Below are 23,367 nucleotides of genomic sequence, written 5' to 3'. Positions count from 1 at the left end.
GAAGGTTTCGCTTGATGACGAGACGCCGAAGGCGTCTCGAACCACGGTCTATCGCGCTGGCGGCTTCGCCGCACAGCGCGATGTCCCTCGGCAAAATCTTCAAAAGAGCGCGAAGCGCTCTTTTGGACTGGGCGATTCCGGAGGAATCGCTTGCAGTCGGGCGGCGCTGCCGCCCGACGACCTCGCGGGATCTTCGATCCCGCTCAGTTTCGATCAAAAGTACTCCTCCCTCCCTTCAACTTCGTTTCAGGTCGGTCGTCGGTCCGCTCGCTCGTTTCACTCGCTCGCGGTGAACGTCGGTGAACTGCCTGCCCTCCCCCGAGTCGCGGACTCCTCGCGATGCTCGGAGCCCGCTCCCGGCCACTACCGCTCGAGAGTAGTTTCGAAAATATTGATCAGACTTGTTGACGGCTTATCTCCTCTAATGAGCCCGCTAGCACGTCGATTCCGTGCTGGATGCTGTCTTCGTCGACGTCGAACGTCGCGGTGTGGTGGCCGCCGGGGTGATCGGTCCCGACACCGACGTAGCAGGCATGACCGCCGTTTTCCTGTACTGCCCGCATCAGGAAGGTCGCGTCCTCGCTGCCGCCGAGTTCGTCGCGCTCGAGGACGCGGTCGACGCCCGGCGTCTCGCCCGCGATGTCGGCGACAATCGAGACGAGTTCCTCGTCACTGGTCGCGCTGGGAGCCTCGGCACCGGTCTCGAACGAGACCTCGCAGTCGTGCATCTCGGCGGCGCTCCGGACCACTTGCCGGGTTCGCCCTTTCATGTACTCCATTAGTTCGGTCGTCTCGCCCCGGACTTCGGCGAGGATCCGGGCCTCGTCAGGGATGACGTTGGCGGCGCTGCCGCCCTCGACGACGCCCGCGTTGACCCGCGTTTTGCCATCGTTGTGCCGCGGGATTCCGTAGAGGTTCTGGACAGCCGTCGCCATCGCCTGGACCGCGTTGCGGCCCTGTTCGGGGTGACCACCAGCGTGTGCCGACTCGCCGGTGAACTCCGCCTCGAGGTGTGAAACCGCGAGAAAGCCATCGATCCCGGCCACGACCTCGCCGGTCGGATGATCGAGACCGATGTGGACCGCGAGCAGGGCATCGATATCCCGGATGTGTTCGCTTTCGGCCATTGACTTCCCGCCGCCGACGACCTCCTCGGCGGGCTGGAAGAACACTTTCAGCGTCCCCGAAAAGTCTCCGTCGGAACCCTGTTCTGATGAGGATCGCGACTCTTCCTCGGAACGCTCCGCGTTCCGATGTGGATCGCGCTCCGTTCGCTCGCGCTCACCGTCGAGTCGCTCACCGTCGTCTGCGATTGCCTCGAGCACGCCGATTCCGATTGTCGCGTGGGCGTCGTGGCCACAGGCGTGCATCGCGCCCTCGTGTTCGGAGCGAAAGCCCTCCGCGACGGGTGCGTGGTCCAGCGCGTCGGACTCCCGTCGCGGGAGGCCGTCGATGTCGACCCGCAGCCCGACGGTCGGTCCTTCGCCGCGCTCGAGGACGGCGACCGCACCCGTGTACCCGCCCTCGAGTCGCTCGAGGACAGTCTTGTCGACGCCGGCATCTCGAGCCTGTTCGTACCAGTGGGTCAGGTCGGCGTCGTCGGGGACTGCCATTCGATGGTTGCCTGCGATGGCCTCGGGGCCGACATGGAGTTCAGCGAGGTCGTCACCGAGTCGGGACTCGAGTTCGTCGACGATCCGTGCGGTCGTATAGAATTCGCGCCAGGCGGGTTCGGGTTTCCGGTGGAGGTCTCGACGCAGCGAGACGAGGTCATCCGCGGTCATATACTGTCCTCATCGGGAACGGTAAAAAGCCCTGTCGACGGTCTCGCTGCAAGACGATAGAAACTAGTCAGTTACCGCGACCTGCGCCGTGGATCTGCTCGACCTCGGCCTCGATGTGGACCGAGTCGGGAAAGCTCTGCGAGGCGATGTTGCGCGCGAGGCTGTCGTGGCCGTGAATCTCGAGTTCGCGGGTGAAGACGGTGTACTCCCACGAGGAGAACTGGCGGTCGTCATCAGCGTGGAGCCGACAGCGCTGGGGGACCGAGAACTTCTCTGGGGGTGGGAGTGGGGCCCTTTCAGTGCTGCTCCCTTTCGTTCTGCATTTGATTTGATGTCTTCGACGATACTATCGAGCGCGGCTCGGTCGCCGCTCTGGAGGGTGAGGCGGGTGACGAAGGTCATGGCTGATGCTGTCAAATACGTCCGCGGTGGGCGCGTAAAAACTTGCTGAGATGGGCCGCTTCCGTTTCATCGGTCCACGACTGTAGTCGTTGGGATACCAAGTGCCTGACACTCGGGGACGAAATCAGTGTCCGTTGGACGAACAGTTCGATATTCACTTAACGTCGCACCTGTTAGCCCACGTAATGGCAGTCGAAGCTACGAGCGCAGGCGCGATCCTCTTCCGCGATACGCGGGGCCGGCGCGAGTATCTTCTACTCAAGAGCCGCCCAGGCGATTGGGAGTTTCCCAAGGGCGGTGTCGAAGGAGATGAAGAACTACAGCAGACGGCGATCCGCGAAGTAACGGAAGAGGCAGGTATCGAACAGTTCCGACTACTCGACGGCTTTCGCAAGGACTACGACTACGTCTTCGAGGCGAACGGCAAGACGATTCATAAGACCGTTCACCTCTTTATCGCGAAATCGTTCGAGGCTAGCGCGGAACTCTCAAACGAACATCGCGACCTCCAGTGGCGCGACTACGAACAGGCGATCAACACCGTCACACAGGACGGCCCACGGGAGATCTTAGAGGACGCCCACGAGTTCCTTGACGAGCGTAAGGAGGAAGACGAAGACGAAGAGTAAGGACCACCGCCCGCCGCTCGCAACTAGGTCGGACGAGCCGGCGATCGCTTCGGAGATCGATCGAGGCGGCAGCTCTAGCGTTGCTTACCGACGATCGTATTCGCGATGAAATCGCCGACACGCTGATTTTCGTCGGCGAACAGTATCAACGCCATCCCGAGCAGGGTCGCAAACGGGAACCTGTCGACGATCCACAGCAGGTTCCGCAGGGTCGACGCTCCGATCGTACAGTCCGACCCGCCGGACGTGACGACGACGAGTCCAATAGGTACTTCCAGGCATGAGGCTCGCGCTCGCTCTATAGAGCCGATAGTGCTCGCCGGCTCGAGCCGTTTCGTAACTAATTACGGCGCGGTGTGACGATCAGATCGAGTAGCGCTTTTCGTTCTTCGATTCGAAGGAGGCCCCGTGGACCCACATACTGCCGAATTCGGGTTCGAACTCCGAGCCTGCCGGTGGGCCGAATGCGAATGGCCACCGGAAGCGGACCTCGCCGGCGACGGCCGCACGGTCATCGTCGCCCGCCAGCTCGGGACGAAGCGCCGCCGCTGGGACACCATCGTCCTCGAGTGCGACACTGATTCGCTCCGCCACCGGGCGAAATTCGGCCTCGAGCGGCTCGACAGCGATCTCCGCCACGTCGTCCGAAACGCTCCCGAAGAGTGGGCCTACTACCGCGACACGCTTCCCCACCCCGGCTACCCGTGGCGATACGTCCGCGAGGCGATCCACAGCGCCGCCGATCGCGGGATCCTCGAGACCAGAACGAACGGCAATCGCATCGAGATCCGGCGAAAGTGGGTCTATCCAGACTGGCTCGAGCGCATCGTCGCGATCGAGAACAAGCCGGACTTAGACGCCAGCGCCGCCCGCGCACTCGCCTCGCAACTCGAGTATGATGTCGCGATGGGGCTGGCTGACGAGGTTTGGGTCGCGACCCGAAAAACCGGCGAGCGGGTTGAACCAGCCCTCTTCGAGGACCTGCCGATCGAGGCGGGTATCCTCTCGCTCGAGCCCGACGATCTGACCACCGAGGTTGAATGGCATCCCCGCTCGCTCCCAGTCGACGAGCCTGGGACTCGGATTCTCGAGCGGCCCGACGGCGGAAAGCGGGACGACTCTGCCGCTCGATTCGAGTACGTCGAGCCCGATTGGAAGGCCGACAAACGACTCGCAATCGCCGAGCGCGCCTACGAACGCGGCTGGCGCTCGTTCGTCGATACGATGCGTCCCGACTGCCGACACTTCGAGTTGCGTGCTCGAGATGCGACCCAGGCGCTGCCGTACTGCGCCGCCAAGGGACGGTGCCAGACGGCCGCCGAGTGTTCCGGCTCCTGTAACGAGTTCGAACCCGAGCCGCCGGTCTGGCGCACCCGCGGCTGGCCGATCGAGGGCGGGCCCGGAAAACGGTCACAGCAACTCCTCGCGGAGCGCCGGCGGCGACGACGACCGGGGCTGTAACACCGCTCCCGATCGAGGCGTCAGTCCGAGACGGCGACCTCGAGGTCCTCGCGCTCGACTGCCAGTCGGAACGTCGGGACGGTGCGGTACTCGACCTCGACGACGCCCTTCCGGCGCAGACTCTGAAGCCCCGAGCGGACATCCTCGGCGTCGGGATCGACGTCGTACTCGTCTCGGAGCCTGTGGAGCACCGAGACGACGCTCTCGGATCGCTCCTCGGGACCGGCCAGCACCGCGACGATCCGAGCCTGTAGTTCGGGCACACGGATTTTGGAGGGCACGCCGTCACCCTCGGGATCGCTCTCAATGCCCGGCTCGACATCGACCAGGTCGGCCGCCTCCGCGGTCGCGCGGATCAGGCTGTTGTCGTCCCGGAAGTAGTAGTCACTGAGTTCGTTCTCAAGGTACTGGTGGACCTCGCTGCCGCTTTCCATCTCCCACCGGTCCTGGAGTTCGGAATTCTTCGTCGGCTGTAGCTCCACCACGTCCGCCAACCGGTCCTGGGCCTCCTCCGAGAGCGTCATCGTCGAACCGTATGCGTATCCGGTACTTTTGCGTTGCGTCCCACCGTGGCCCCGAGATCTCGCCGACCCAGCTCTCAGCCGACTTCACCGGCGAAGGGCTGCAGGTCGTCGATGAACAGCTTCGAGACCTCAATCGCTCCCGACGACCGGCACGGAGGCCGTCGCCTCGAGCGTCTCCTCGACCTGCGTATACACAAGGATCGTCCCGAGAACTGCGAGCACGGTCCCGAAGACGAAGGGGACCTCGAAGCCGAATCCCACCAGCGCACCCGATGAGAGCGGGCCGACGGCGATGCCGTAGCCGAAGGCCATCGTGAGCACCGACAGCTTCGATCCGGACTCGCCCTCGCCGGCGAGATCGCCCGCCAGCGCCAGTGACGGGGCGAACACCATCGCAGCGGCGATCCCCTGACACAGCCGCGCCAGAAACATCACTCCGGAGGAGAGAATGAACCCCTGTACGAGCGTTGTCGGGATCAACAACACCATCCCGGTGACGATGAATGGACGGCGGCCGTACCGGTCGCAGGCCCGCCCGATCGGCGTCTGTAGGGCGACCTGGGCGATGATAAACGCCGCGAACTGCAGGCCGAACCAGGTCGCCCCCTGCTCGAGGCGGGCGTTGACCTGGGGCTGGATGGTCGCGAACAGCGCGATCGCGGTCGCCATGAACAGCGACGCGACGCCGAGCGTGAAGACGGGATCGAGCAGGTTGGTGCCCGACTGGTCGAAGATCGGAATCGAGAGGTCCGCGCCGGCGTTGGCCCCCGTCGACTCGGAGTCGGAGACGAGGATCGTCACCAAGACATAGCTGATCGTGGCCGTGATCGTCGCGACGTAGAAGGCCGCGTCGAAGCCGTCAACTCTCACCCCGGCAGGAAGCGCGTACGGGCCGCGACTGACGACTGCACCGGCCACCGCCGGACCGGCACCGAAGCCGACCAGTCGGAACGTGTTGTAGACGCCCATGTTCCCGCCCCGGTCGCCGGTCGTCGCGAGTTCGTTCACGAGCGCGACCGACGACGGGATGATGAAGGCGACGCTGACGCCCTGGAGCCCGCGGATGACGAGCAGGGAGACGTACGTCTCGGCGAAGATGTAGGTAACGTTCGTCAGCGCGAGGCCGGCAAGCCCGACCAGAATGAAGGGTTTGCGTCGGCCGAGACGGTCCGATAACCGCCCGGTAAACGGCTGAAAACTGCTGTTGAGGAACCCGAACAGAGAGAGGATCACTCCGATGATCATCGACTCGCCGAACCCAAACGTCGTCCCGTCGACGATGCCGCTGGTCACGTACAGCGGAATGACGATAATCAGAAACGAGTTCCCGATTCCGTCCGCCATTCGAGCGCCCGCAAGCGCGAGCACCCGCCGATCGACGGCAAAGGGTGCGATGATCCGATCGACGATCCCTCGCATCGACCCTACCTGCGATAGCCCGCCCGATTATAGTTTCGAAACGAAATGTTACTGTTTGAGACAGTGTTCCGGATTATCGCGGAGCTACAAGCCAGTCGCCCGCGTTCGTCCGACCATGTCCGACGTCAAACTTAGTCACATCGAATCCGTGCTCGAGGACCTCGAGTACCCCATCACACAGGACGAAGCCGCCGCCGAACTCGGAGATGTCACGCTCCTCCTCGCGGACGGCGAGCGAAACCTGGGATCGCTCATCGAGCAAAGTGGCAGCGACCGCTTCGAGTCGATGGACGATCTCGAGTCGGAACTCAACAACGTCCTCCCGCGGGAGGCCGTCGGCGAGCCGTACCAGTCGGAAGGCGAGGGATAAGCCCCTACGGCGGTCGTGACTCCGTGATCGGTCAACGATCCTAAACAGGTTCCTTAAGTCGCTCCACCTCCGTAGCCCGGACAACGATGGAATTCTGCGATGAATGCGGTTCGATGATGAAAGCCGATGACGGCCTCTGGGAGTGCGGTAGCTGTGGCTACACGGAGCCGAAAGGCGACGCCGACCAGTACATCGTCACCGACGACCAGGAAGCCAGCGAGATTATCGAGTCCTCCGGCGAGACTTCGCTGCCCGAGACCGACGCTATCTGTCCCGAGTGTAACAACGACCGCGCCCACTGGTACATGCAACAGATCCGGTCGGCGGACGAGTCCGAGACGCGCTTCTTCATCTGTACCGAGTGCGAGCATAAGTGGCGCGAGGACGACAACTAGCGAAATTTTGCGCTGTCGCTCAAGAGAGTTCGTGCTCTCTTGACTGAGTGAATCGCAGATTCGCGAGGTCCGCGAAACCAACGATTTCGGTCGATGATGAGACGCCCGAAGACGTCTCAATCCACGGTCCCTCGTGAGCGTAGCACATAGCGCCTTACTCACGATGTCCCTTAGCCTAATCTTTAAATTGAGCGCGTAGCTCTCTTTTGGAGAGCGCAAAGCTCGCTCCGCTCAATTTCGATCAATAGCACTTCTCTCTCACTAGTTGTGCAGCGTCGCTTTGGTTCATAGCGTTGCTTCTCAATTTGGTTGACAGGATCAAGATGCCAGTCTGGCGAGTGCTGCTTCGCCTCTCAACGCAGCCCTACGAGCCATCAGGCTATGCCGCGATGAACGCGACGTTTTTCGACCGCGAAAACGCGAGCAAACACGACACCATTGGACGGATCACCGCATTCAGGCACTCAAGGCGCCGATTTACCGATACAGTCACACAAACAGATCTTGATACTTAATATACGAGGAGAAACGTCACGCAGATCGGCTGGCAACTCGTCCGCGTTGCGGCAGGCAAGTTGCATGGCTTTACCGCTGACAAAGGCTACGACTGCAAGTAATTCCATGATAAACCACAGGAAGAGAACGTGAGAACGCTAACCAACCATCAGTAGTCCCCCTCATGAATCATGCGCATAACGCTCGGATCAATGGGACTCTCTACATCCAGTGAGTTGTCTGAGGACCGTCTTCAGGGTGGTAAATAGCATGCTACAGCGTGTCATAGAACATGACTCATGCCCTCTACCTGGCGATTATACAGCACTCAATTCACGTGTAACCCTATGAATTTCGTCAGTCATGGGTTTTGCTCAAGGCCGAGACCGTGAATAATTCACGTTACAAACCATTATATGACACGCTCTGCTACGAAATATCGTGGGTATGTCACTGGTATCGAGAATGCCGTAAAATCGTTCTGACGTGTGTCGTCTACAATATTAAACGTGCTGTGGGTGGTCAAATTTAATGCTACACTCCATAATCGAAAGTTATTAATAGTACAATAGTTAGAGAGATTTAATAAAGGTTAGAATATAGTTTATGGTATGAGGAGAAGAAAGGTGCTAACAACCGGGATTGCTCTAACAAGCGTGGGAACTCTCCCTACCAGTAGTGCTGAATCAGGAGCGGAACCGAGCGAGAAACAGAATCAGGTAAGCCATGATATGGAATACCTTGGCCAATACGAAAACCGATTATATTATAAATTCAACAATGGAGGAGAAGAAAAGTTAAATGTAATAGATAGGGATACCAAAAAAGTGTATGTGAGGGAATATTCGAAGGATGCCCTGAGTGAAAAGGCAAAAAACCCCACGGAAATAGTCGTTCAAATAATATTAATGAGCAGATGTTGGTTTACGATCCTAATACTGAAGACCAAGAAGATGTTCATATAACAAATAGTGCCTCTACACAATCAACTCCTAATGTTATAAAAAGAGTTGGAGTAAAGGAGAAAAAACTTGGATCTTGTACGTTTAGCTGTCTTTCTCATAGCTACGATGTAATATGTGCTGAACTGAACAAATATGCTGCTACAGTATCAAAGGCAGTAGTTGCCGGTCAAGTAATAAAGGCAATGGCTAAAAAAGCCCCTAAGGCCATTGCTAAGATTCTGAAACGAGATTCTATTGCGGATGCACTGGGGGCAGTAATTAGTGCTGCTGCTGGTAATGTGGTTTCGATTGGTAGTGTTGAGTGGGACCAAAGCCTCCCCGTTGTTCGAGATCAAAAAATGTGGACATTTAAAGGTGGAATGACCTCTTGGAAGCCTTCTCGAGATGCGGCTGGTCTGACGACATCCCTTGCTGTCCCCAGATATCCTACCGCGGCTATTATTTTCAATATGCGATAAATGAGCGAAAAGTACATATATATGGGTGAGTTATTTTGATAGTAGATATATAATTTATTACTGTAAATCAAAACTACATAAAATAAAGTCCTTAATAGGAGCTCCGATTATTGCTCTGGTTCTTGTATACGTGGACAGTAATATCATTAGCCTATCCCTCTATTGGATCATAATTTCTGCAATTACCCTATCTATATTGATGCACGAATTATTTCCGAGAGGTATACGGAGAATCTCGGAACAGAACGAGATGTGAATCTACCGTATTCTATTCGTTACGCGCGATCGTCAGATAGCCGGTGTGACCGACGGGGGCCGTCGACGGCCGCGAACCCCGTTCGTCGAACTGCATCTCGCGTTGAATCGTCTCTCGAGTCGTGATATTCGCGAGGCCGACTTCTCTGGCTGTCTCCGAGACCTCACGGGTCGACTCGATGAACGGGCTGTAGACCGCGATGAACCCGCCGTCGACGAGTAGGTCTGGCGCGTGTTCGACCATCTCGGGCGCGTCGCCCGTATCGAGGGTGAGCACGTCGAACGACGACGGCTCAAGGGAGTCAATCTCCTCGAGAACGTCGCCGGTTCGGACGTCGACATCGTCCGCAACGCCGCCCAGCGCCATGTTTTCGCGGGCGACGTCTGCGAAGTCGGCGTCCTGCTCATAGGTCACGACGTCGGCACCGGCCCGAGCCATCAGGGCCGTGAGCACGCCGGTTCCGGTGCCGGCGTCGAGCACGCGGTCGCCTTGGGCGATGCCGGTCTCGCCGATCACCAGTCCGATGTCGCGGGGGACCATCGGCGCGCCCGTCCGCTCGAAGTGATGAAAGAGGTCCGGGCCCCGCAGTCGGCGGACCTGAAACTCGTCGCCCAGATGCGTCTCGATCGTGTCGCCCGACTGGACGTCCTCGGGGACCTCGAGGACGCCGAGGTCGGTCCCCATTTCGTCGCCGGGTTCGACGAGGTACTCGCGGTCGCCGCGAACGAGCAGGACCGGCACGCGGTCGCTTTCGGCTTCGGTCTCACTGTCGGCCGCGTCGTCCGCGATATCGTCGCCGCTCACGCGAGTCACTCGAGGGACTCGACTGCTGCGGCGAGGTCGCCGTCGGTGTCCTCGAGAGCTGCGCGGGCCTCGTCCTCGCTGACGCCGGCTCGCGTGGCGACGAGTTCGACGTCGTCATCGGGGATCGATGGATCCGACTCGGCACTGGCCTCGCTCCCGGCGTCAGCGCCGCCGGCACTCCCGCCGGCCGAGCCGGCCTCGACCTCTTCGGGCGAGCCGATGACCTGGTAGGTCTCCTGGCCGCGGGCGTCCATCTTTGTGACCTCGGCGTCGTCGAAGACGAGATCGTACTCATCGGTGCGGATGATGACCTCTTCGGCCTCGATATCCTCGACGTCGATGCCCATCTGCTCCATCATCTGTTCCATCTTGCGCGGGTTGAGTCCGCCGCCGCCTCCTCCAAACATACTCGACACGTCGCCACGGGCGACCTTTTACTTTGTCGTTCGCTCGAGGCCAGTGCCCGATGACGACGCAGGATCAGCGCGGCGAACATAGCCGTTTTGCTCGTTACACGCCGTCACGCGTCCCCAGACCGCGAGTACTCCGGATCAAAGAGCTGCGCCGACGTTGGTTCCGGATCGCCTTCGGTGAGGTTGTACGTCAAGAAGTCCTCGACGCCGGCCTCGCGGAGGAACTCCTCGTCGTAGACACAGTTCCCGGTGAACTCGGCCGGGTCGCGGGTCAGTATCTCCAGGACCGTGTCCGAGACGATTTCGGGTGTCCGCCAGTCATCTTCCGTCCCCATCTCGAAGTAGCGGGTCGCGCGCGTATCGATGGCAGTCACCGGCCAAAGGAGTTACAGCCGACGTCGTCATCCGCCAGTTCCTGGGCCAGCGAGAGCGTGACGAACGACATCCCCATCTTCGACCAGGAGTAGGCCGCCGCCCCTGGCGCGCGGTCGATCTCGACCGGCGGCGCGTTCGTCAGAATCCAGGCGTCCTCCTCGGTGCCCCGAAGGTGGTCGATGAAGCCCCGCGAGACGAGATAGGTGCCACGCACGTTGACCTCGTTCAGGAGGTCGTACCGGTTGGCCGGCACGTCCTCGACGTTCCCTATCTGAATGGCCGAGGCGTTGTTGATGACGAGGTTGATCTCGCCCATCTCGTCGATCGCTTCGTCGATAGCCGCCTCGACGGCTGCCTCGTCGCGGACGTCCAACTGGATCGCGTGCGTCTCGACGCCCTTCGCCGCGCACTCCTCGGCCGTCCGGTGAATCGTCCCTTCGAGGTCGGAGTCCGAGTCGTCGACGGTCTTGCCCGTCGAGACGATGTTACAGCCCTGTTCGGCGAGCGCGAGTGCGAGTTGTTTCCCGATTCCCCGCGTCGTTCCCGTGATAAACGCGGTCTGGCCGTGTAGATCTGGCTGCTGTAGCATCAGTGTCTGCTATTATCACCCACACACTATTACTCCATTCAAACTCCCGGAGCGTCGACCGACGTTTTCAATCCCTATCGTCGCGTGGTCCCGCCCGATGGCCGACGAATTCGATGCCCTGCTCGAGGCGGTCGAGTTGAAAGACGAGCCCCGGACAGGGTGGGTCCTCCGCGGGATCGAGTCACCGGAGTCAGTCGCGGCACATACCTGGGGGATGGCGACGCTGTGTCTGCTGTACGCCGACCGTGCCGACGAGGACGTAGACCGCGAACGGGCGGTCTCGATGGCGCTGGTTCACGACCTCGCAGAGGCACGCACCGGTGATATCGCGACTCGAGCGGACGACGGCGACCAGCGGGTGTCCAGCGAGGAGAAAGCCGCCCGCGAGCGAGCGGCGATCACCGACTTGCTCGAGCCGTTCGACGATTCCGAATCGGACGCCGACGCCCTGTCACTCTGGGCGGAGTACGAGGCGCACGAGACACCCACCGCGCAGTTCGTCAAGGACATGGATCTGATCGATAACTGTCTGCAGGCGCTCAAATACGAGCGCGAGAGTCGCTACGACGACAGCGACGAGAATGATGCGTTCGACCGGTACGAAAACCTCGACGAGTTCTTCGCGACGGCCGCCCCGCGGCTCCGAACGGCGATCGGTGAGACGCTGTTCGAGGAGATCAAAACGCGGTACGAACGGGAAATCGGACGGGAGTGTCAGCTGTAGCAATCTCGCTGTAGCATCGGTAGTCGTCGGTCCGGTGTCGTACGCGTAGAGGATGTCCGGCTACGTCTCCGCGGGCACGCCCTCGCGGATGTTCACTGCCATCCCCGTCTCGAAGTCCCGGATTGCCCCGGCGTCGAGCCGTGCGGTCCCGACCGCGAGCAACTCGCCGCGCTCGTGGACGACCAGTACCTCGTCGCCCGGCCGGATTTCGTCGCCAACCTCGAGGACGAACTTCGTAAAGACGTTCTTTTCGTCGCGGACGAAGGGCTCGCTCTCGTCGTCGACGACCACGCGATAGGCGGGCTCGGCGAGTGCCTCGTCGAGCCGACGGCCGCCCTCGAGGCCGAGGGTGAACCGGCCGTCGATGCCGAAGGAGACGATCCGGCCGGAATCGGCGTGGATCTGCTGGGGTCGTCCCGACGACGTCCGTTTGACCGTCAGCGATTCGGCGGGCGGAAACAGCGCCGCGCCCGCTCCCGACCCGAACTGGTAGTCCGCGATAGTTCGGAGCTGTGGCAGTCCCGCACTCCCGTCTGTTGCGCTCATTGGCTGGGATTCGAGACGGCGTGTCGAAAGCCCTTCGACCTGACTGCACGGGCCGCTATCGGTGTCGCGATGCAATCGCTGTCAATTGCAGACAACGGTGACGCTGGACGAACCGTCAGTTATCAGCCGTCTAACCGGAATGAAATGGTGACTGTTATAATAGCCGATGCGGTACTACCGGCATCGCATGGACGTCACGCAAATCGGTCTCGGGGCCGCCTTACTCGTTATCGGCAGCCTGACACTCGCCGGTCCGGCTACGTTCGTCACGGGGCCGTTCGTCTATCTTCTAACGGGTGCGACCCTGCTCGTCACGGCGTACGCGCTGTTGATTGGCCTCTGGCAGAGCCGGCAGCCGAACTCTCGTCCCAATTGAGACGGTTCACACACCGATCGCCATACAGTCCAGCGAATCGAATGTGCATCGACGTACCAGTGGTACTATAGCGCTGACGTTCACGTATCGCCGCTCTCGAGGGCCGATTTCGGTCGACGGCGACTATGATCTCCGGCGAGCCGTCAGAGCAGGAACGTCTCGTGGCGATCGCCGAGGTCAAGGAACGAGTCGGCCGCGTCGATGAGTTCCTCGGCCGTTGAGGACTCGAAGGCCATGACTTCCACGCGGACGCCCTCATGGCGCAGGTGCGAGCAGAGCCGCGAGAAGTCGCCGTCGCCCGTACAAAGGACGATCGTATCGACGTGATTCGCGAGCGTCACCGCGTCCAGACTCATCCCGACGTCCCAGTCGGCCTTCTTCGTCCCGTCGGAGAACGTTTTGATGTCCTTGATCTTTGGCTCGAAGCCGATATCGACTAGCGCCTCGAAGAAGCTCTCCTCCTCGGGCGAATCCGCGCGGATGACGTAGGAAATGGCGCGCGTGAGCTGGCGATCTTGAACGGCCTTCTCGAGCAGCTCGGAGTAGTCGATATTCCGGCTGTGAAGGCTTTGTGCGGTATGATAGAGGTTCTGCGCGTCAACGAGAACGGCGACGCGCTGCCCGGGATGAATTTCCGTCATATACTAGCATGGCGTGGGCGACCATAAAAATCGCAGCGTTTGGTCCCACCGCGGTGCGCCCGCCGACTAGTGTTTAGTTCCGGAGTTTCTGAATGCGCTTTTCCGTCGGCGGGTGCGTCGCGAACAACATCTGCAGGAGCCCCTTCTCCGAGTTCAAGATACACAGCGCGTTCACACTGTCGTCGACCTGTGATTCGCGACCCTCCGCTCCCTTCGATATCTTCTCGAGGGCGCGGGCGAGCGGGTCGCCGCTGCCGATGTACTGGCGGGCGTCCTCGTCGGCGACGTACTCGCGGTACCGCGAGATGGCGAGCACGAAGACCATCACGAGCATCTGTGCGATGTTCGAGATGATCATTCCGACGATGAAGCTCCCGATGTTGCGCTCACCGCCCATCATGTAGACCATGTAGGCGACCCAGCCGACCATCATTGCGATGGAACTACCGAGCACCATCGCGATGACGTCGCGATTCTTGATGTGTGCGAGTTCGTGAGCGATCACGCCCTCGAGTTCGTCGCGCTGGAGGAGGCGGATGAGTTCCGTCGAGACGACGACGACGCCCTTGCCCTTCCGGCCGGTCGCGAAGGCGTTGGGGACGCCCATGTCCATAACCATCAGTTTGGGCTTTTTGATTCCCATATCCCGACAGAGAGAGTCAACCATGTGATGTATCTCCTGATACTGGCCGTCTTCGGGCATCGGTTCGGCCTTTCTGGTCGCCGACCACGTCCCAATCTTGTACTGGATGACCGGCAACACGAGCAGCCCCAGCAACACCAACGGCCACGCACCGGTGCCGAGCCAGAGCAAGCCAAAGCCACCGACGAGCATGTAGAATGCGAACAGGATCGAGCCGACGACCGCCATTCGCACTTTCAGTCCGAAATTTGTCATAGTTGATGGTAAGTAACGAGCGGGGATAAATTACGCGGACCTGTATGTAAGCGTCTCCACACCAGTTAGGGCGATCCGGCTAAAGACACAACTAATAAGTCAGATTAGACCGGTTGACCGTATATGCGCCACGCCGCTCACCCGACCGTCGGTCCCGTCGTAAGCGGCGTCTGTCCTCGTTTTCCCAAACGCAAACGTGCGTAGGTGTGCTCGCGGCGGGCTGGCAACCCGTCCCGGGGACGATTCGGCCGCGCACGACTGATTCCACGAACCATCACCGACTGTCCACCGATTGGAACCGATACACCCTACCGATTGGGGACGAACACACGACCCAACGACACCATAGCCGACACATGAGTTCACCTATCGACCTTTCGGGCGTCTTCCCGGCGATGTGTACGCCCTTCGACGACGAGGAGCGAATCGACTTCGAAACACTGCAGGCCGACGCCCAGCGCCTCGAGACCGCGGGCGTCGACGGGCTCGTCCCCGTCGGCTCGACCGGCGAATCGGCGACGCTGACCCACGACGAGCACGTCCAAGTCGTCGAGGCGGTCATCGAGGCCGTCGACGACGTGCCCGTCATCGCGGGGACAGGTTCGAACAACACACGCGAAGCGCTCGAGCTCTCCGAACGAGCCGCCGAGGCGGGTGCTGACGGCCTGTTGCTCATCTCGCCGTACTACAACAAGCCCGAACAGCGCGGGCTGATCGAGCACTACCGGACGATCGCGGACGCGGTCGACCTGCCCCAAATCGTCTACAATGTCCCCTCGCGGACGGGCCGAAACATCGAGCCCGATACCGCTGTCGAACTCGCGAGCCACGACAACATCGCGGGGTTCAAGGCCGCCAGCGGCGACCTGGGGCAAATCGGCGAGATCGCTGAGCGCACGACCGACGAGGAGTTCGCGGTCCTCTCAGGCGACGACGCGCTCACCTTGCCGACCATCTCGGTCGGCGGGACCGGGACGATCAGCGTCGCCGCGAACATCGAACCCGAGCGGACCTGCGCGATGGTCGGCGCGGCACTCGACGGCGACTACGCCCGCGCACGCAATCTCCACCATGAACTCGGGCCGCTGTTCCGCGGACTCTTCGTCGAGACCAACCCGATCCCAGTCAAGGAGGCCATGCAGATCCGCGGCTACGGCCCCGCTCGCATGCGTTCGCCGCTTTCCCGGCTGGCCGAGGAGTACCGTGAGGACCTCGAGGCAGTGCTTTCCGACCTCGAGCGCGACTCGGCGACGGTCGCTGATGTGGCAGAGGGCGATCGATGACGACACGAATCGGCGTCACCGGCGCGACGGGCCGCATGGGCCGGGAAGTGATCGCCGCGGCGACGGGCCGCGAGGACTGTGAGGTCGTCTTCGCTGTCAACCGGGATCCTGACAGCGAGACCGTCGACGGCATCGAGACCGAGCCCGCGGCCGAGTTCGACTCGTTGGTCGCCGACCGCGAGCCGACTGCCGTGATTGACTTCACCGGGCCGGAGTCGGCCGTCGAATACGCGACTGCCTGCGCCGATGCTGGCGTCGCGTTCGTCACCGGGACGACTGGCTTCGACGACGACCAGTACGGGGCACTCGAGGCGGCCAGCGAGGACATTGCCGTTCTCCACGCGCCCAACTTCGCCCGCGGCGTCCAAGCGCTCGTCAACGTCGTCGGCGAGGCAGTGCAGAACCTGCAGGGCTACGACGTGGAACTCGTCGAGACGCACCACAACGCCAAGCGCGACGCGCCGAGTGGCACCGCAAATCGCTTGCTCGAGGAGATCGAGGCCAACGGGGAGTTCTCCGAGCGCACGCACGGTCGCGAGGGCGAGACCCCACGAGAGGATGCCGAGATCGGTGTCCACGCGCTTCGTGCGGGCGACATCACGGGTGAACACGAGATCCTCCTTGCTGGCAATCACGAGGAGGTTCGGCTCACACACCGCGCCGAGGATCGCGGCGTGTTCGCCGCGGGCGCGGTCGATGCGGCGGTCTGGATCGCTGGACAAAAGGCAGGGTGGTACGACTTCGCGGATGTGATCAGCGAATGAGCGCACTCGAAACCGAAATCGACGAGCTGTGGGAGCGCAAACAGAACGACGACATCGACGCCGAGACCGCCGGCGAGGGCGCGTACGCGACCCTCGATGCATTCCTCGACGCGCTCGAGGACGGCGAGGTCCGCGCCGCCGAGAAACAGGGTGGCGAGTGGGAGGCAAACGAGTGGGTCAAGCAGGGTATCCTGCTCAACTTCGGCCTCCGCGCGACCGAGCCCCGCGAGTACGGCGGCGTCACGTATAACGACGTGCTTCCGCTCGCGGACTCGAGCGAGTACGGCGACCGCGGGAGCCGTAACACGCCCGACGGCACGGTCGTCCGCCGCGGCGCGAACATCGGCTCGGACTGCATCCTGATGAGCCCCGCGTTCGTCAACATCGGCGCTCGCGTCGGAGACGGCACCCTCGTCGACTCCTGTGACACCGTGGGCTCCTGTGCCCAGATCGGCGATAACGTCAAGCTCGGCGCGAACACGCTCATCGGCGGCGTGCTCGAGCCGGTCGAGGACGCGCCGGTCATCGTCGAAGATAACGTTTCACTTGGCGCGGGCTGCCGAGTAACGAGCGGGTTCGTCGTCGGCGAGAACAGCGTCGTCGGCGAGAACACGCTGCTGACGCCGCGCATCCCGGTCTACGACCTCGTCGAGGAGGAGGTTCTCTACGGCGAACTGCCCGCCGACCGGCGCGCCTTTACCCGCTTTGTCGAGTCCTCGATCAGCGACCACGACCTCTTCGAGGGTGGGGCCTACAAGCCCGCCGTCGTCGCGACCGATATCGAGACGGAGACACTCGAGGCGACCGAACGCGAAGACGCGCTGCGCGAATAGGCGCTTCAAAACGGTATTCGATAGCGATTAGTGTCGAGTTCAGTCCAACGTAATCGATTTCGTTGTTAGAGGTACCGAGAACACCACGAAAGCCCCCAGTCCGCTCGAGTCGGTGGACTTGCTGCGCTCCTCGGTCAGTCGCAGGGCTCCTTCCCTGCGGTGCTTCCGTCGTCCGCCTTTCTCGAGCGAACTGGCCCCTTTCAGTCCCACCCGCGGTGGCTCACCGACTCGTGGACGGGAACGACCGGGTCCGACACGGGAGGGACTGAACGGGGGCTTTTGTGGTATTTGCAGTAGTTTTGAATCCCAATCATTGGCCGAATACGATCGAAAACGAGAACCCAAAGCTTGAATTCTTGCGGTCACCTGAAACTGATAATGACTGACGTTGCGGCTTCGCTGCCCGTCCGCCGCCTCTCCGACTGGGACGCGGCCGAACTGCAAACGCTCACCGAGGAGTACGGCTCGCCGCTGTACGTCCTCGACCTCGAGCGCGTCCGCCAGAACTACCGGCGACTCGAGGCCGCCTTCCCCGACGCTCACGTCCTCTACGCGGTGAAGGCGAACGCGCTGGGCGACGTGCTGTCGACGCTGCGCGAGGCGGGCGCTGGCCTCGAGTGTGCCTCTGCAGGTGAAGTGCAACGAGCGCTCGAGGCGGGCGCGTCCGGCTCTGAGGTACACTACACGGCGGTCAACCCGCCCGCTGGCGACCTCGACTGGATCGTCGATACTTGGGACGATCACCCCGACCTGACAGTCACCGCCGGCTCCGAGGACACGATCGATCGCCTCGCCGACCGCGGCTACGACGGTCGGCTCTGTCTGCGGGTCAACCCCGGCATCGGTGCCGGCCACCACGAGAAAGTGCGGACGGGCGCGGCCGCGAAGTTCGGCGTCCCCGCGGAGCGCGCTGTCAACGTCCTCGAAGACGCCGCTGACCGCGGCTTCGACGTCATCGGCATTCATGCTCACGTCGGCTCCGGCGTCTCGAGCGACCAGCTCGACGCCCATCGGGAGTTCGTCGCGCGGATAGGCGACCTCGCTCGAGAGGTGAACGAGGCGCTACGCGCCTTGAATGACCGAACGGGGAGCGAAGGGACCCGTGAGGTGAACGAGGCGGTGGAAGGCCTCGAGTTCGTCGACGTCGGCGGCGGATTCGGTGTCCCCTATCGAGAGGACGAGGAACCGCTAGATCTCGAGTCGGTCGCGAACGCCACTCGGGACGCCCTCGGCGAGGTCGACGCCCGACTGACGATCGAACCCGGCCGCTACTTCGTCGCGGATGCTGGCGTCCTCCTCACTGAAGTGAATACGGTCAAAGACGCCCGCGAGACGACTGTCGCCGGCGTCGACGCGGGGATGACGACCCTCATCCGGCCCGCGATGTACGACGCGTACCATCCGATCTGGAATCTCACGGCCGACGCGGATGGAGCCCCCTCGAGCAATCGCGACGCAAGCGCCACTGACGGGCGCGAGATGATTTCCCAGACGGTGGCTGGCCCCATCTGCGAGAGCGGCGACGTTTTCTGTGCTGACCGTGAACTACCAGTAAGCAGACGTGGGGACATCCTCGCAATCGGCAACGCGGGGGCCTACGGCTACGAGATGGCAAACCAGTACAACTCCCGACCCCGACCCGCATCCGTCGTCCGTGAGGACGGCACCGTTCGACTCGCCCGTCACCGAGAGACGGTCGACGACGTGACGCGGGTGGAACGCGAGGCCCACACCGTTTCGCGTGCAGACCGAAAGACCGACGACCCCCGAGCGAGCGACATCGACAACGAACGCGTACGATAGCACGATGAGTATCCCATTCCAAAAGTACCACGGCACCGGCAACGACTTTCTAATTATCCACGCGGACGAACACGTCCCCGATCGGGGTGCACTCGCCGAACGCGAGTGCGACCGGACCGACGGCGTCGGTGCCGACGGGATCCTCTTTCTTGCACTCGAGGAGAAGTTCAATCCGCCACGCGTCGTGATGACGCTGTTCCAGCCTGACGGCGCGACGGCACCCATGTGCGGCAACGGCGCTCGCTGTGCCGCCGAGTGGGCGATGGATCGGACGGGCACCGATAGCGTGATGATCGACACCCAGGCAGGCACGCTACGCGCCGAACGCGACGGCGAGGACGTCGTCATCGAGATGACCGAGCTTACGTTCGATCCCGCGGCGGTCCCGGTAGCGGCTGACGAACCGGTCCTCCGAGAGGAGATCGAGGGCCTCGAGGTCTCGGTCGTCAACACCGGCGTCCCTCACGCCGTGAGCTTCGTCGACGACGTCGACGACGTCGATCTCGAGGAGATCGCGCCGCCGGTTCGCTACGCCGACGCCTTCCCGAAGGGAACGAACGTCTGTGTGGCCAGCCCCGACGGCTCGGGCGGCTTCCGCCAGCGAACCTACGAGCGCGGCGTCGAGGGCGAAACCGACTCCTGTGGCACCGGCGCGGTCGCCATCGCCGTCGCGGCGCGTCGCCTCGGCCGCACCGATGCCGACCCGGTCGACGTCAGCCCGCCGGGTGGCGACCTCCGAGTGAGCTTTAACGACCGCGGCCGGCCGACGCTCGCTGGCCCCGTCGAACACGAGTTCGACGGCGAAGTGGCCGTCCACTCCCCAGTCGAGCTGTGACGGGGGCCGGGTCCGCCGACGAAGCCGAGCGCGACGGCGCGTTCGATCCCATCGCCTTCCTCGAGACCGCCGTCCAGCACCCCTCCCACGAGGACGTCGGACCGATGCGGGAGTTCCTCTGCGAGACGCTCGCGGACCGCGGGATCGAGCCCTGCGTCGACGACGCCGGGAACGTCCTGGCGAGTCGCGGCGTCCCGAAGAGCGAGGCCGAGACGCACGTCGTTTTGAATACTCACATCGACACGGTCTCGCCGCACGTTCCCTACGAGCGCGACGTGGACGCCCCCGAGGCCGACGGCGGCACCGTCGTCCGCGGTCGCGGCTCCTGTGACGCGAAGGGGCCGCTCGCGGCCCTGCTCTCGGCGTTCTTCGCGACCGATCCGACCGACGGCCGTGTCACGCTCGTGATCACGCCCGACGAAGAGGTGCTCTCGACGGGTGCCTACGCGCTCGTCTCGGGCGACGAGTCACCAACTCGAGACGCAGACGCGGTGATTGTCGGCGAACCGACCGACCTCGACGTCTGTACGGCCGCGAAGGGTCGGTTTCAGGGGATGATCCACCTCTCCGGTGCCAACGCCCACGCCGCCGAACCTGAGACCGGAACGAACGCCGTCGCCGCCCTCGAGCCCGTCCTCGAGGCGATCCGAACCTTCGGGGACCGCGCGGACGCGCCGCCGGCTCACCCGCAACTCGGCGCGGCGACGCTGACGCCGACCGTCGTCGAGGGCGGCGAGGCCACGAATCAGGTGCCCGCCGACTGCGCGCTGACGGTCGACCGTCGGAGCGTCCCGCCGGAGACGGCCGAGGAGTTTCACGAATCACTGACTGCCCACCTGCGGGCCGCCGTGCCCGACGATGTCGGCCTCGAGTTCCGCTTTACTGACCGGCCGACGCCGTTCCTCGAGGCATGGGACACGGACCCCAACGCGCCGGTCGTCGATGTCCTCGCGGATGCGTCCGGCGGCAAGGTGCGGCCCTTTACCGCGGCGACGGAGGCCTCCTACTTCGCGGCTGACGCTCCGACGGTCGTCTTCGGCCCCGGCGTGCTCGCCGACGACGAGGGAGCCGTCGCGCACGCCCCGCGGGAGTACGTGCGCGTCGATGCCGTCCGCGAAGCGGCGCGGGCGCTCGAGGCGACGCTCGCCGAACTGGTCGCGTAACGGCCGTTCCGATTGTCGGTAGCAGACGATTTAACCGACGGGTCGGTGTACAACGGGATCCATGGGTAGCGACTCGGACGCCGTCACACGGCCGGCCGACACGATGCGCGAACGCGTCGGCGAAACCCGCGTGAAGATCTGGTTCCTGATCAGCGCGAACCGCTGGCTCGTCACCGGCGTCATTCTCGCGGTCACGTACGCGCTGCTCCTCGTCTTTCACGTGTTCGGACCCACCGAACCGCGACAGCTCACTGCGACCGGCAGCATCACGTCGCTGTTCGGCTCGATGGTGATCGCCATCGTGACGAGCGTCACCCTCGTCCTGTCGATCTCGCAGTTCGTCCTCGCCGGAGAGATCGGCCCGCTCGGAGAACAGCGCGAGCGGATGACGAACGAGACCGAGTTCCGCGAGCAAGTCGAAGACGCCGCGAACATCGGTGTGAGCCCGGTCGAGCCCGCTCGATTTCTCCAGACACTGGTCAAAACGGCCGAGACGCGTGCGCGGAGCCTCCACGAGATCATCACCGAGGGCGACCACCCGGAGCGACTCGAGGAGATCGGCGCGTTCGCAGACGGGCTCATCGACCACAGTCAGACCGTCAGCGACGACCTGACGGACGCGGACTTCGGCTCCTTCGAGACGCTGCTGCCCGTCCTGAACTACAACTACTCGTGGAAGATATTCACCGCGCGAACGCTTCGGGACAAGCACGCCGAGTCGCTGTCAGCCGAGGCCGACGCGGCCCTGGAGGACCTGATCGAGTCATTGCGGTTCTTCGGCCCGGCGCGGGAACACTTCAAGACCCTCTACGTCCAGTGGGAGATCATCAACATCTCTCGCGGCGTCCTCTACGGCGCGATGCCGGCACTGGCGATCGCGGGCTACATGATGCTCGAGTTCGACGCCGCGCAGATCACGGGGTCGGTGGCCGGCATCAGCACGGCCTACCTCGTCGTCAGTGCGCTGTACGTGCTCACGCTCTCCCCGTTCGCCGTGTTGCTCGCCTACCTCCTCCGCGTCCTCACGGTCATGAAGCGGACCCTCGCTATCGGCCCGTTCATCCTCCGGGAAACGGAGCAACTGGAGCCGGTTCGGCACGAGGATCCGAGCGAGGTTCGGGCGAAGGAGCGGTGACGGTCGGCGAATCCAGAGCGGTCACACCGACATCAGCGCGATCGCCAGCACGCTCAGCGCGATGGCGGCGACCTTGCGGGCGGTGACGGTCTCGTCGAAGGCGACGATACCGACCAGCGAACTGATCACGATAAAGAGGCCATAGATCGGCACGACGATGCTCACCGGGCCGAGCGCGAGCGCCCGATAGTAGGTCAGCAGCCCGACGGTCAGCAACACGCCCATCGCGGCGATATGGGGCGTTCGCGGATGCCGGAGGTACGGCCGCACTGACAGCCCGCGATAGCGGATCACCAGCCCGACGGTCACGAACATGACGGCGTTCGAAAGGAAGACCGCCACGGTACTGGGGAGGTCAATCATCGCGATCGAGAGCAGCGGCGCGACGAGACTGTATGTCAAACAGGCGACGATCGACAGGCCGAGATACCGCCGCATCACTCCTCACCCCCGGCGGCGAGATAGATCGCGACTGCCGCGACGACGATACCGGCGGCTCGAGTCGCCGTCAGCTCCTCACCGAGAAACACGATCCCGATGATCGAACTCCCGACGATGAAGAGGCCGTAGATCGGCACGACGACGCTCACCGGCCCGTTCTCGAGGGCCTGATAGTAGGCGAGAATGCCGGACGACAGGAACAGACCGGCGACGTAGACGATTCCCGCGGACGGCGTCACCGCGTCGGCGGGGTGGCCATTTCCCGTCGCGACGAGGACGATCGCCGTCAGGCCGAGAAAGATCGTCGTTGATAGGAAGAGCGCAACCGCGGGCGGCACATCCGATGTCACGACGCTCGTCAGCGGTGCCATCAGCCCGTAGGCCACGAGGGCGACGATCACCCAGAGGAGATACTCCATACCCACTCTTCGGGTCAACGACGACTTTTACTGCCCGGATCGGTCTCGCTCCCATCCCGTTTCCATCCCGTCCGCGTTACCGGCGGCGTCGAGCGGCGAGCCGTCCGCGCTCAGTCTCCGAACGGTTGACCGCACTTTTTTACCGGTCTGCCGTCTGTCTCGAGATG

General features: G+C 62.7%; 26 protein-coding genes and 3 pseudogenes. 16 read left to right on the top strand and 13 right to left on the bottom strand.

The genetic code is table 11. From position 1 onward, the window contains the following. Window positions 1–395 precede the first annotated feature (395 nt). Window positions 396–1,784: an amidohydrolase gene (locus K6I40_RS15825; RefSeq protein WP_222919976.1), complete on the bottom strand. Its 1,389-nt coding sequence runs from the start codon at window positions 1,782–1,784 to the stop codon at window positions 396–398. Between the two features lie 67 nt (window positions 1,785–1,851). Beyond that, window positions 1,852–2,186 (bottom strand): annotated as a pseudogene (locus tag K6I40_RS15820) (uS10/mL48 family ribosomal protein). A 185-nt stretch (window positions 2,187–2,371) separates the two neighbouring features. On the opposite strand from K6I40_RS15820, the gene K6I40_RS15815 reads away from it, so the two are divergent. Further along, the gene (locus tag K6I40_RS15815) at window positions 2,372–2,815 is read left to right on the top strand and encodes a bis(5'-nucleosyl)-tetraphosphatase (protein WP_222919975.1); all 444 of its coding nucleotides are present in this window, start codon (window positions 2,372–2,374) and stop codon (window positions 2,813–2,815) included. 74 nt (window positions 2,816–2,889) lie between these two features. Here K6I40_RS15815 and K6I40_RS29015 read toward each other — a convergent pair whose 3' ends face one another. Continuing rightward, complete coding sequence (locus K6I40_RS29015) at window positions 2,890–3,024, bottom strand: hypothetical protein (protein ID WP_345779445.1); 135 nt, start codon at window positions 3,022–3,024, stop codon at window positions 2,890–2,892. A gap of 199 nt (window positions 3,025–3,223) precedes the next feature. Between K6I40_RS29015 and K6I40_RS15805 the strand changes: the two genes are divergently transcribed. After that, window positions 3,224–4,276: a DUF5787 family protein gene (locus K6I40_RS15805; RefSeq protein WP_222919973.1), complete on the top strand. Its 1,053-nt coding sequence runs from the start codon at window positions 3,224–3,226 to the stop codon at window positions 4,274–4,276. 20 nt (window positions 4,277–4,296) lie between these two features. Here K6I40_RS15805 and K6I40_RS15800 read toward each other — a convergent pair whose 3' ends face one another. Together K6I40_RS15800 and K6I40_RS15795 are read right to left on the bottom strand one after the other, a co-directional pair. After that, on the bottom strand, window positions 4,297–4,800 hold the full coding sequence (locus K6I40_RS15800) for a DUF5797 family protein (protein WP_222919972.1): 504 nt from the start codon (window positions 4,798–4,800) through the stop codon (window positions 4,297–4,299). 129 nt (window positions 4,801–4,929) lie between these two features. Continuing rightward, window positions 4,930–6,219: an MFS transporter gene (locus K6I40_RS15795; protein WP_222919971.1), complete on the bottom strand. Its 1,290-nt coding sequence runs from the start codon at window positions 6,217–6,219 to the stop codon at window positions 4,930–4,932. Window positions 6,220–6,334: 115 nt separating this feature from the next. Between K6I40_RS15795 and K6I40_RS15790 the strand changes: the two genes are divergently transcribed. The 5 genes and pseudogenes from K6I40_RS15790 to K6I40_RS15775 all read left to right on the top strand — a co-directional run bounded on the left by K6I40_RS15790 (window position 6,335) and on the right by K6I40_RS15775 (window position 8,902). Continuing rightward, the gene (locus K6I40_RS15790; protein ID WP_222919970.1) at window positions 6,335–6,589 is read left to right on the top strand and encodes a hypothetical protein; all 255 of its coding nucleotides are present in this window, start codon (window positions 6,335–6,337) and stop codon (window positions 6,587–6,589) included. Window positions 6,590–6,675: 86 nt separating this feature from the next. After that, window positions 6,676–6,984: a transcription factor S gene (locus K6I40_RS15785; RefSeq protein ID WP_222919969.1), complete on the top strand. Its 309-nt coding sequence runs from the start codon at window positions 6,676–6,678 to the stop codon at window positions 6,982–6,984. A 311-nt stretch (window positions 6,985–7,295) separates the two neighbouring features. Beyond that, window positions 7,296–7,409: pseudogene (locus K6I40_RS28530) on the top strand (IS5/IS1182 family transposase); the annotation flags it as partial. A gap of 681 nt (window positions 7,410–8,090) precedes the next feature. Continuing rightward, window positions 8,091–8,444 (top strand): hypothetical protein, encoded by a 354-nt coding sequence (locus K6I40_RS15780; RefSeq protein WP_222919968.1) that lies wholly within the window; start codon window positions 8,091–8,093, stop codon window positions 8,442–8,444. Beyond that, a complete protein-coding gene (locus K6I40_RS15775; protein ID WP_222919967.1) occupies window positions 8,396–8,902 on the top strand; it encodes a hypothetical protein in 507 nt (168 codons plus the stop codon). The genes K6I40_RS15780 and K6I40_RS15775 overlap by 49 nt, the downstream gene beginning before the upstream one ends. Window positions 8,903–9,170: 268 nt before the next feature. Here the strand turns inward: K6I40_RS15775 and K6I40_RS15770 are convergent, their stop codons facing one another. The 3 genes and pseudogenes from K6I40_RS15770 to K6I40_RS15760 form a co-directional block, all read right to left on the bottom strand. Continuing rightward, complete coding sequence (locus K6I40_RS15770) at window positions 9,171–9,962, bottom strand: methyltransferase domain-containing protein (RefSeq protein ID WP_255682094.1); 792 nt, start codon at window positions 9,960–9,962, stop codon at window positions 9,171–9,173. 5 nt (window positions 9,963–9,967) lie between these two features. Then, entirely contained in the window at window positions 9,968–10,369 is a 402-nt protein-coding gene (locus K6I40_RS15765) for a nascent polypeptide-associated complex protein (protein WP_222919965.1), read from the bottom strand. 113 nt (window positions 10,370–10,482) lie between these two features. Beyond that, window positions 10,483–11,339, bottom strand: a pseudogene (locus tag K6I40_RS15760) (SDR family oxidoreductase). Between the two features lie 97 nt (window positions 11,340–11,436). Between K6I40_RS15760 and K6I40_RS15755 the strand changes: the two are divergent. Continuing rightward, a complete protein-coding gene (locus K6I40_RS15755) occupies window positions 11,437–12,063 on the top strand; it encodes an HD family hydrolase (protein ID WP_222919964.1) in 627 nt (208 codons plus the stop codon). Between the two features lie 60 nt (window positions 12,064–12,123). Here the strand turns inward: K6I40_RS15755 and K6I40_RS15750 are convergent, their stop codons facing one another. After that, window positions 12,124–12,609 (bottom strand): PUA domain-containing protein, encoded by a 486-nt coding sequence (locus K6I40_RS15750; protein ID WP_222919963.1) that lies wholly within the window; start codon window positions 12,607–12,609, stop codon window positions 12,124–12,126. 187 nt (window positions 12,610–12,796) lie between these two features. Here K6I40_RS15750 and K6I40_RS15745 point away from each other — a divergent pair, with 187 nt between their 5' ends. Then, the gene (locus K6I40_RS15745) at window positions 12,797–12,985 is read left to right on the top strand and encodes a hypothetical protein (protein WP_222919962.1); all 189 of its coding nucleotides are present in this window, start codon (window positions 12,797–12,799) and stop codon (window positions 12,983–12,985) included. Window positions 12,986–13,128: 143 nt separating this feature from the next. Here K6I40_RS15745 and K6I40_RS15740 read toward each other — a convergent pair whose 3' ends face one another. Both K6I40_RS15740 and K6I40_RS15735 read right to left on the bottom strand, forming a co-directional pair. Continuing rightward, complete coding sequence (locus K6I40_RS15740) at window positions 13,129–13,626, bottom strand: NYN domain-containing protein (protein WP_222919961.1); 498 nt, start codon at window positions 13,624–13,626, stop codon at window positions 13,129–13,131. A gap of 73 nt (window positions 13,627–13,699) precedes the next feature. Further along, the gene (locus K6I40_RS15735) at window positions 13,700–14,524 is read right to left on the bottom strand and encodes a M48 family metalloprotease (protein ID WP_222919960.1); all 825 of its coding nucleotides are present in this window, start codon (window positions 14,522–14,524) and stop codon (window positions 13,700–13,702) included. Window positions 14,525–14,880: 356 nt separating this feature from the next. On the opposite strand from K6I40_RS15735, the gene dapA reads away from it, so the two are divergent. From dapA to K6I40_RS15700, 7 genes are all read left to right on the top strand, one after another. After that, on the top strand, window positions 14,881–15,807 hold the full coding sequence (gene dapA, locus K6I40_RS15730; RefSeq protein WP_222919959.1) for a 4-hydroxy-tetrahydrodipicolinate synthase: 927 nt from the start codon (window positions 14,881–14,883) through the stop codon (window positions 15,805–15,807). Further along, window positions 15,804–16,571 (top strand): 4-hydroxy-tetrahydrodipicolinate reductase, encoded by a 768-nt coding sequence (gene dapB / locus K6I40_RS15725; RefSeq protein WP_222919958.1) that lies wholly within the window; start codon window positions 15,804–15,806, stop codon window positions 16,569–16,571. Before dapA ends, dapB begins: the two co-directional genes overlap by 4 nt. Further along, complete coding sequence (locus K6I40_RS15720) at window positions 16,568–17,404, top strand: 2,3,4,5-tetrahydropyridine-2,6-dicarboxylate N-succinyltransferase (protein ID WP_222919957.1); 837 nt, start codon at window positions 16,568–16,570, stop codon at window positions 17,402–17,404. Before dapB ends, K6I40_RS15720 begins: the two co-directional genes overlap by 4 nt. A gap of 378 nt (window positions 17,405–17,782) precedes the next feature. Continuing rightward, window positions 17,783–19,207: a diaminopimelate decarboxylase gene (gene lysA / locus K6I40_RS15715; protein ID WP_222919956.1), complete on the top strand. Its 1,425-nt coding sequence runs from the start codon at window positions 17,783–17,785 to the stop codon at window positions 19,205–19,207. A 4-nt stretch (window positions 19,208–19,211) separates the two neighbouring features. Continuing rightward, window positions 19,212–20,042, top strand: a complete 831-nt coding sequence (gene dapF, locus K6I40_RS15710; protein WP_222919955.1) for a diaminopimelate epimerase — start codon at window positions 19,212–19,214, stop codon at window positions 20,040–20,042. Continuing rightward, a complete protein-coding gene (locus K6I40_RS15705) occupies window positions 20,039–21,205 on the top strand; it encodes a M20 family metallopeptidase (protein ID WP_222919954.1) in 1,167 nt (388 codons plus the stop codon). The genes dapF and K6I40_RS15705 overlap by 4 nt, the downstream gene beginning before the upstream one ends. A gap of 61 nt (window positions 21,206–21,266) precedes the next feature. Further along, window positions 21,267–22,340 carry a hypothetical protein gene (locus K6I40_RS15700; protein WP_222919953.1) on the top strand — a complete coding sequence of 358 codons (1,074 nt, stop codon included), beginning with the start codon at window positions 21,267–21,269 and terminating at the stop codon, window positions 22,338–22,340. Window positions 22,341–22,361: 21 nt separating this feature from the next. Here the strand turns inward: K6I40_RS15700 and K6I40_RS15695 are convergent, their stop codons facing one another. Further along, window positions 22,362–22,778 carry an EamA family transporter gene (locus K6I40_RS15695; protein ID WP_222919952.1) on the bottom strand — a complete coding sequence of 139 codons (417 nt, stop codon included), beginning with the start codon at window positions 22,776–22,778 and terminating at the stop codon, window positions 22,362–22,364. Continuing rightward, a complete protein-coding gene (locus K6I40_RS15690; RefSeq protein WP_222919951.1) occupies window positions 22,778–23,200 on the bottom strand; it encodes an EamA family transporter in 423 nt (140 codons plus the stop codon). Before K6I40_RS15690 ends, K6I40_RS15695 begins: the two co-directional genes overlap by 1 nt. Window positions 23,201–23,367: the final 167 nt, after the last annotated feature.

Source organism: Natrinema sp. SYSU A 869 (assembly GCF_019879105.1).
In the GTDB taxonomy this organism is placed as follows: domain Archaea; phylum Halobacteriota; class Halobacteria; order Halobacteriales; family Natrialbaceae; genus Natrinema.
Note: the sequence above shows the minus strand (reverse complement) of the source record. Positions and strands in the feature narration are given on the sequence as shown.

What these genes read in the sequence shown, in the direction of transcription:
- K6I40_RS15825 (WP_222919976.1), bottom strand. Translation starts at nt 1,784, where the DNA reads ATGACCGCGGATGACCTCGTCTCGCTGCGTCGAGACCTCCACCGGAAA.
- K6I40_RS15815 (WP_222919975.1), top strand. Translation starts at nt 2,372, where the DNA reads ATGGCAGTCGAAGCTACGAGCGCAGGCGCGATCCTCTTCCGCGATACG.
- K6I40_RS15800 (WP_222919972.1), bottom strand. Translation starts at nt 4,800, where the DNA reads ATGACGCTCTCGGAGGAGGCCCAGGACCGGTTGGCGGACGTGGTGGAG.
- K6I40_RS15795 (WP_222919971.1), bottom strand. Translation starts at nt 6,219, where the DNA reads ATGCGAGGGATCGTCGATCGGATCATCGCACCCTTTGCCGTCGATCGG.
- K6I40_RS15790 (WP_222919970.1), top strand. Translation starts at nt 6,335, where the DNA reads ATGTCCGACGTCAAACTTAGTCACATCGAATCCGTGCTCGAGGACCTC.
- K6I40_RS15785 (WP_222919969.1), top strand. Translation starts at nt 6,676, where the DNA reads ATGGAATTCTGCGATGAATGCGGTTCGATGATGAAAGCCGATGACGGC.
- K6I40_RS15780 (WP_222919968.1), top strand. Translation starts at nt 8,091, where the DNA reads ATGAGGAGAAGAAAGGTGCTAACAACCGGGATTGCTCTAACAAGCGTG.
- K6I40_RS15775 (WP_222919967.1), top strand. Translation starts at nt 8,396, where the DNA reads ATGTTGGTTTACGATCCTAATACTGAAGACCAAGAAGATGTTCATATA.
- K6I40_RS15765 (WP_222919965.1), bottom strand. Translation starts at nt 10,369, where the DNA reads ATGTTTGGAGGAGGCGGCGGCGGACTCAACCCGCGCAAGATGGAACAG.
- K6I40_RS15755 (WP_222919964.1), top strand. Translation starts at nt 11,437, where the DNA reads ATGGCCGACGAATTCGATGCCCTGCTCGAGGCGGTCGAGTTGAAAGAC.
- K6I40_RS15750 (WP_222919963.1), bottom strand. Translation starts at nt 12,609, where the DNA reads ATGAGCGCAACAGACGGGAGTGCGGGACTGCCACAGCTCCGAACTATC.
- K6I40_RS15745 (WP_222919962.1), top strand. Translation starts at nt 12,797, where the DNA reads ATGGACGTCACGCAAATCGGTCTCGGGGCCGCCTTACTCGTTATCGGC.
- K6I40_RS15740 (WP_222919961.1), bottom strand. Translation starts at nt 13,626, where the DNA reads ATGACGGAAATTCATCCCGGGCAGCGCGTCGCCGTTCTCGTTGACGCG.
- K6I40_RS15735 (WP_222919960.1), bottom strand. Translation starts at nt 14,524, where the DNA reads ATGACAAATTTCGGACTGAAAGTGCGAATGGCGGTCGTCGGCTCGATC.
- dapA (WP_222919959.1), top strand. Translation starts at nt 14,881, where the DNA reads ATGAGTTCACCTATCGACCTTTCGGGCGTCTTCCCGGCGATGTGTACG.
- dapB (WP_222919958.1), top strand. Translation starts at nt 15,804, where the DNA reads ATGACGACACGAATCGGCGTCACCGGCGCGACGGGCCGCATGGGCCGG.
- K6I40_RS15720 (WP_222919957.1), top strand. Translation starts at nt 16,568, where the DNA reads ATGAGCGCACTCGAAACCGAAATCGACGAGCTGTGGGAGCGCAAACAG.
- lysA (WP_222919956.1), top strand. Translation starts at nt 17,783, where the DNA reads ATGACTGACGTTGCGGCTTCGCTGCCCGTCCGCCGCCTCTCCGACTGG.
- dapF (WP_222919955.1), top strand. Translation starts at nt 19,212, where the DNA reads ATGAGTATCCCATTCCAAAAGTACCACGGCACCGGCAACGACTTTCTA.
- K6I40_RS15700 (WP_222919953.1), top strand. Translation starts at nt 21,267, where the DNA reads ATGGGTAGCGACTCGGACGCCGTCACACGGCCGGCCGACACGATGCGC.
- K6I40_RS15695 (WP_222919952.1), bottom strand. Translation starts at nt 22,778, where the DNA reads ATGCGGCGGTATCTCGGCCTGTCGATCGTCGCCTGTTTGACATACAGT.
- K6I40_RS15690 (WP_222919951.1), bottom strand. Translation starts at nt 23,200, where the DNA reads ATGGAGTATCTCCTCTGGGTGATCGTCGCCCTCGTGGCCTACGGGCTG.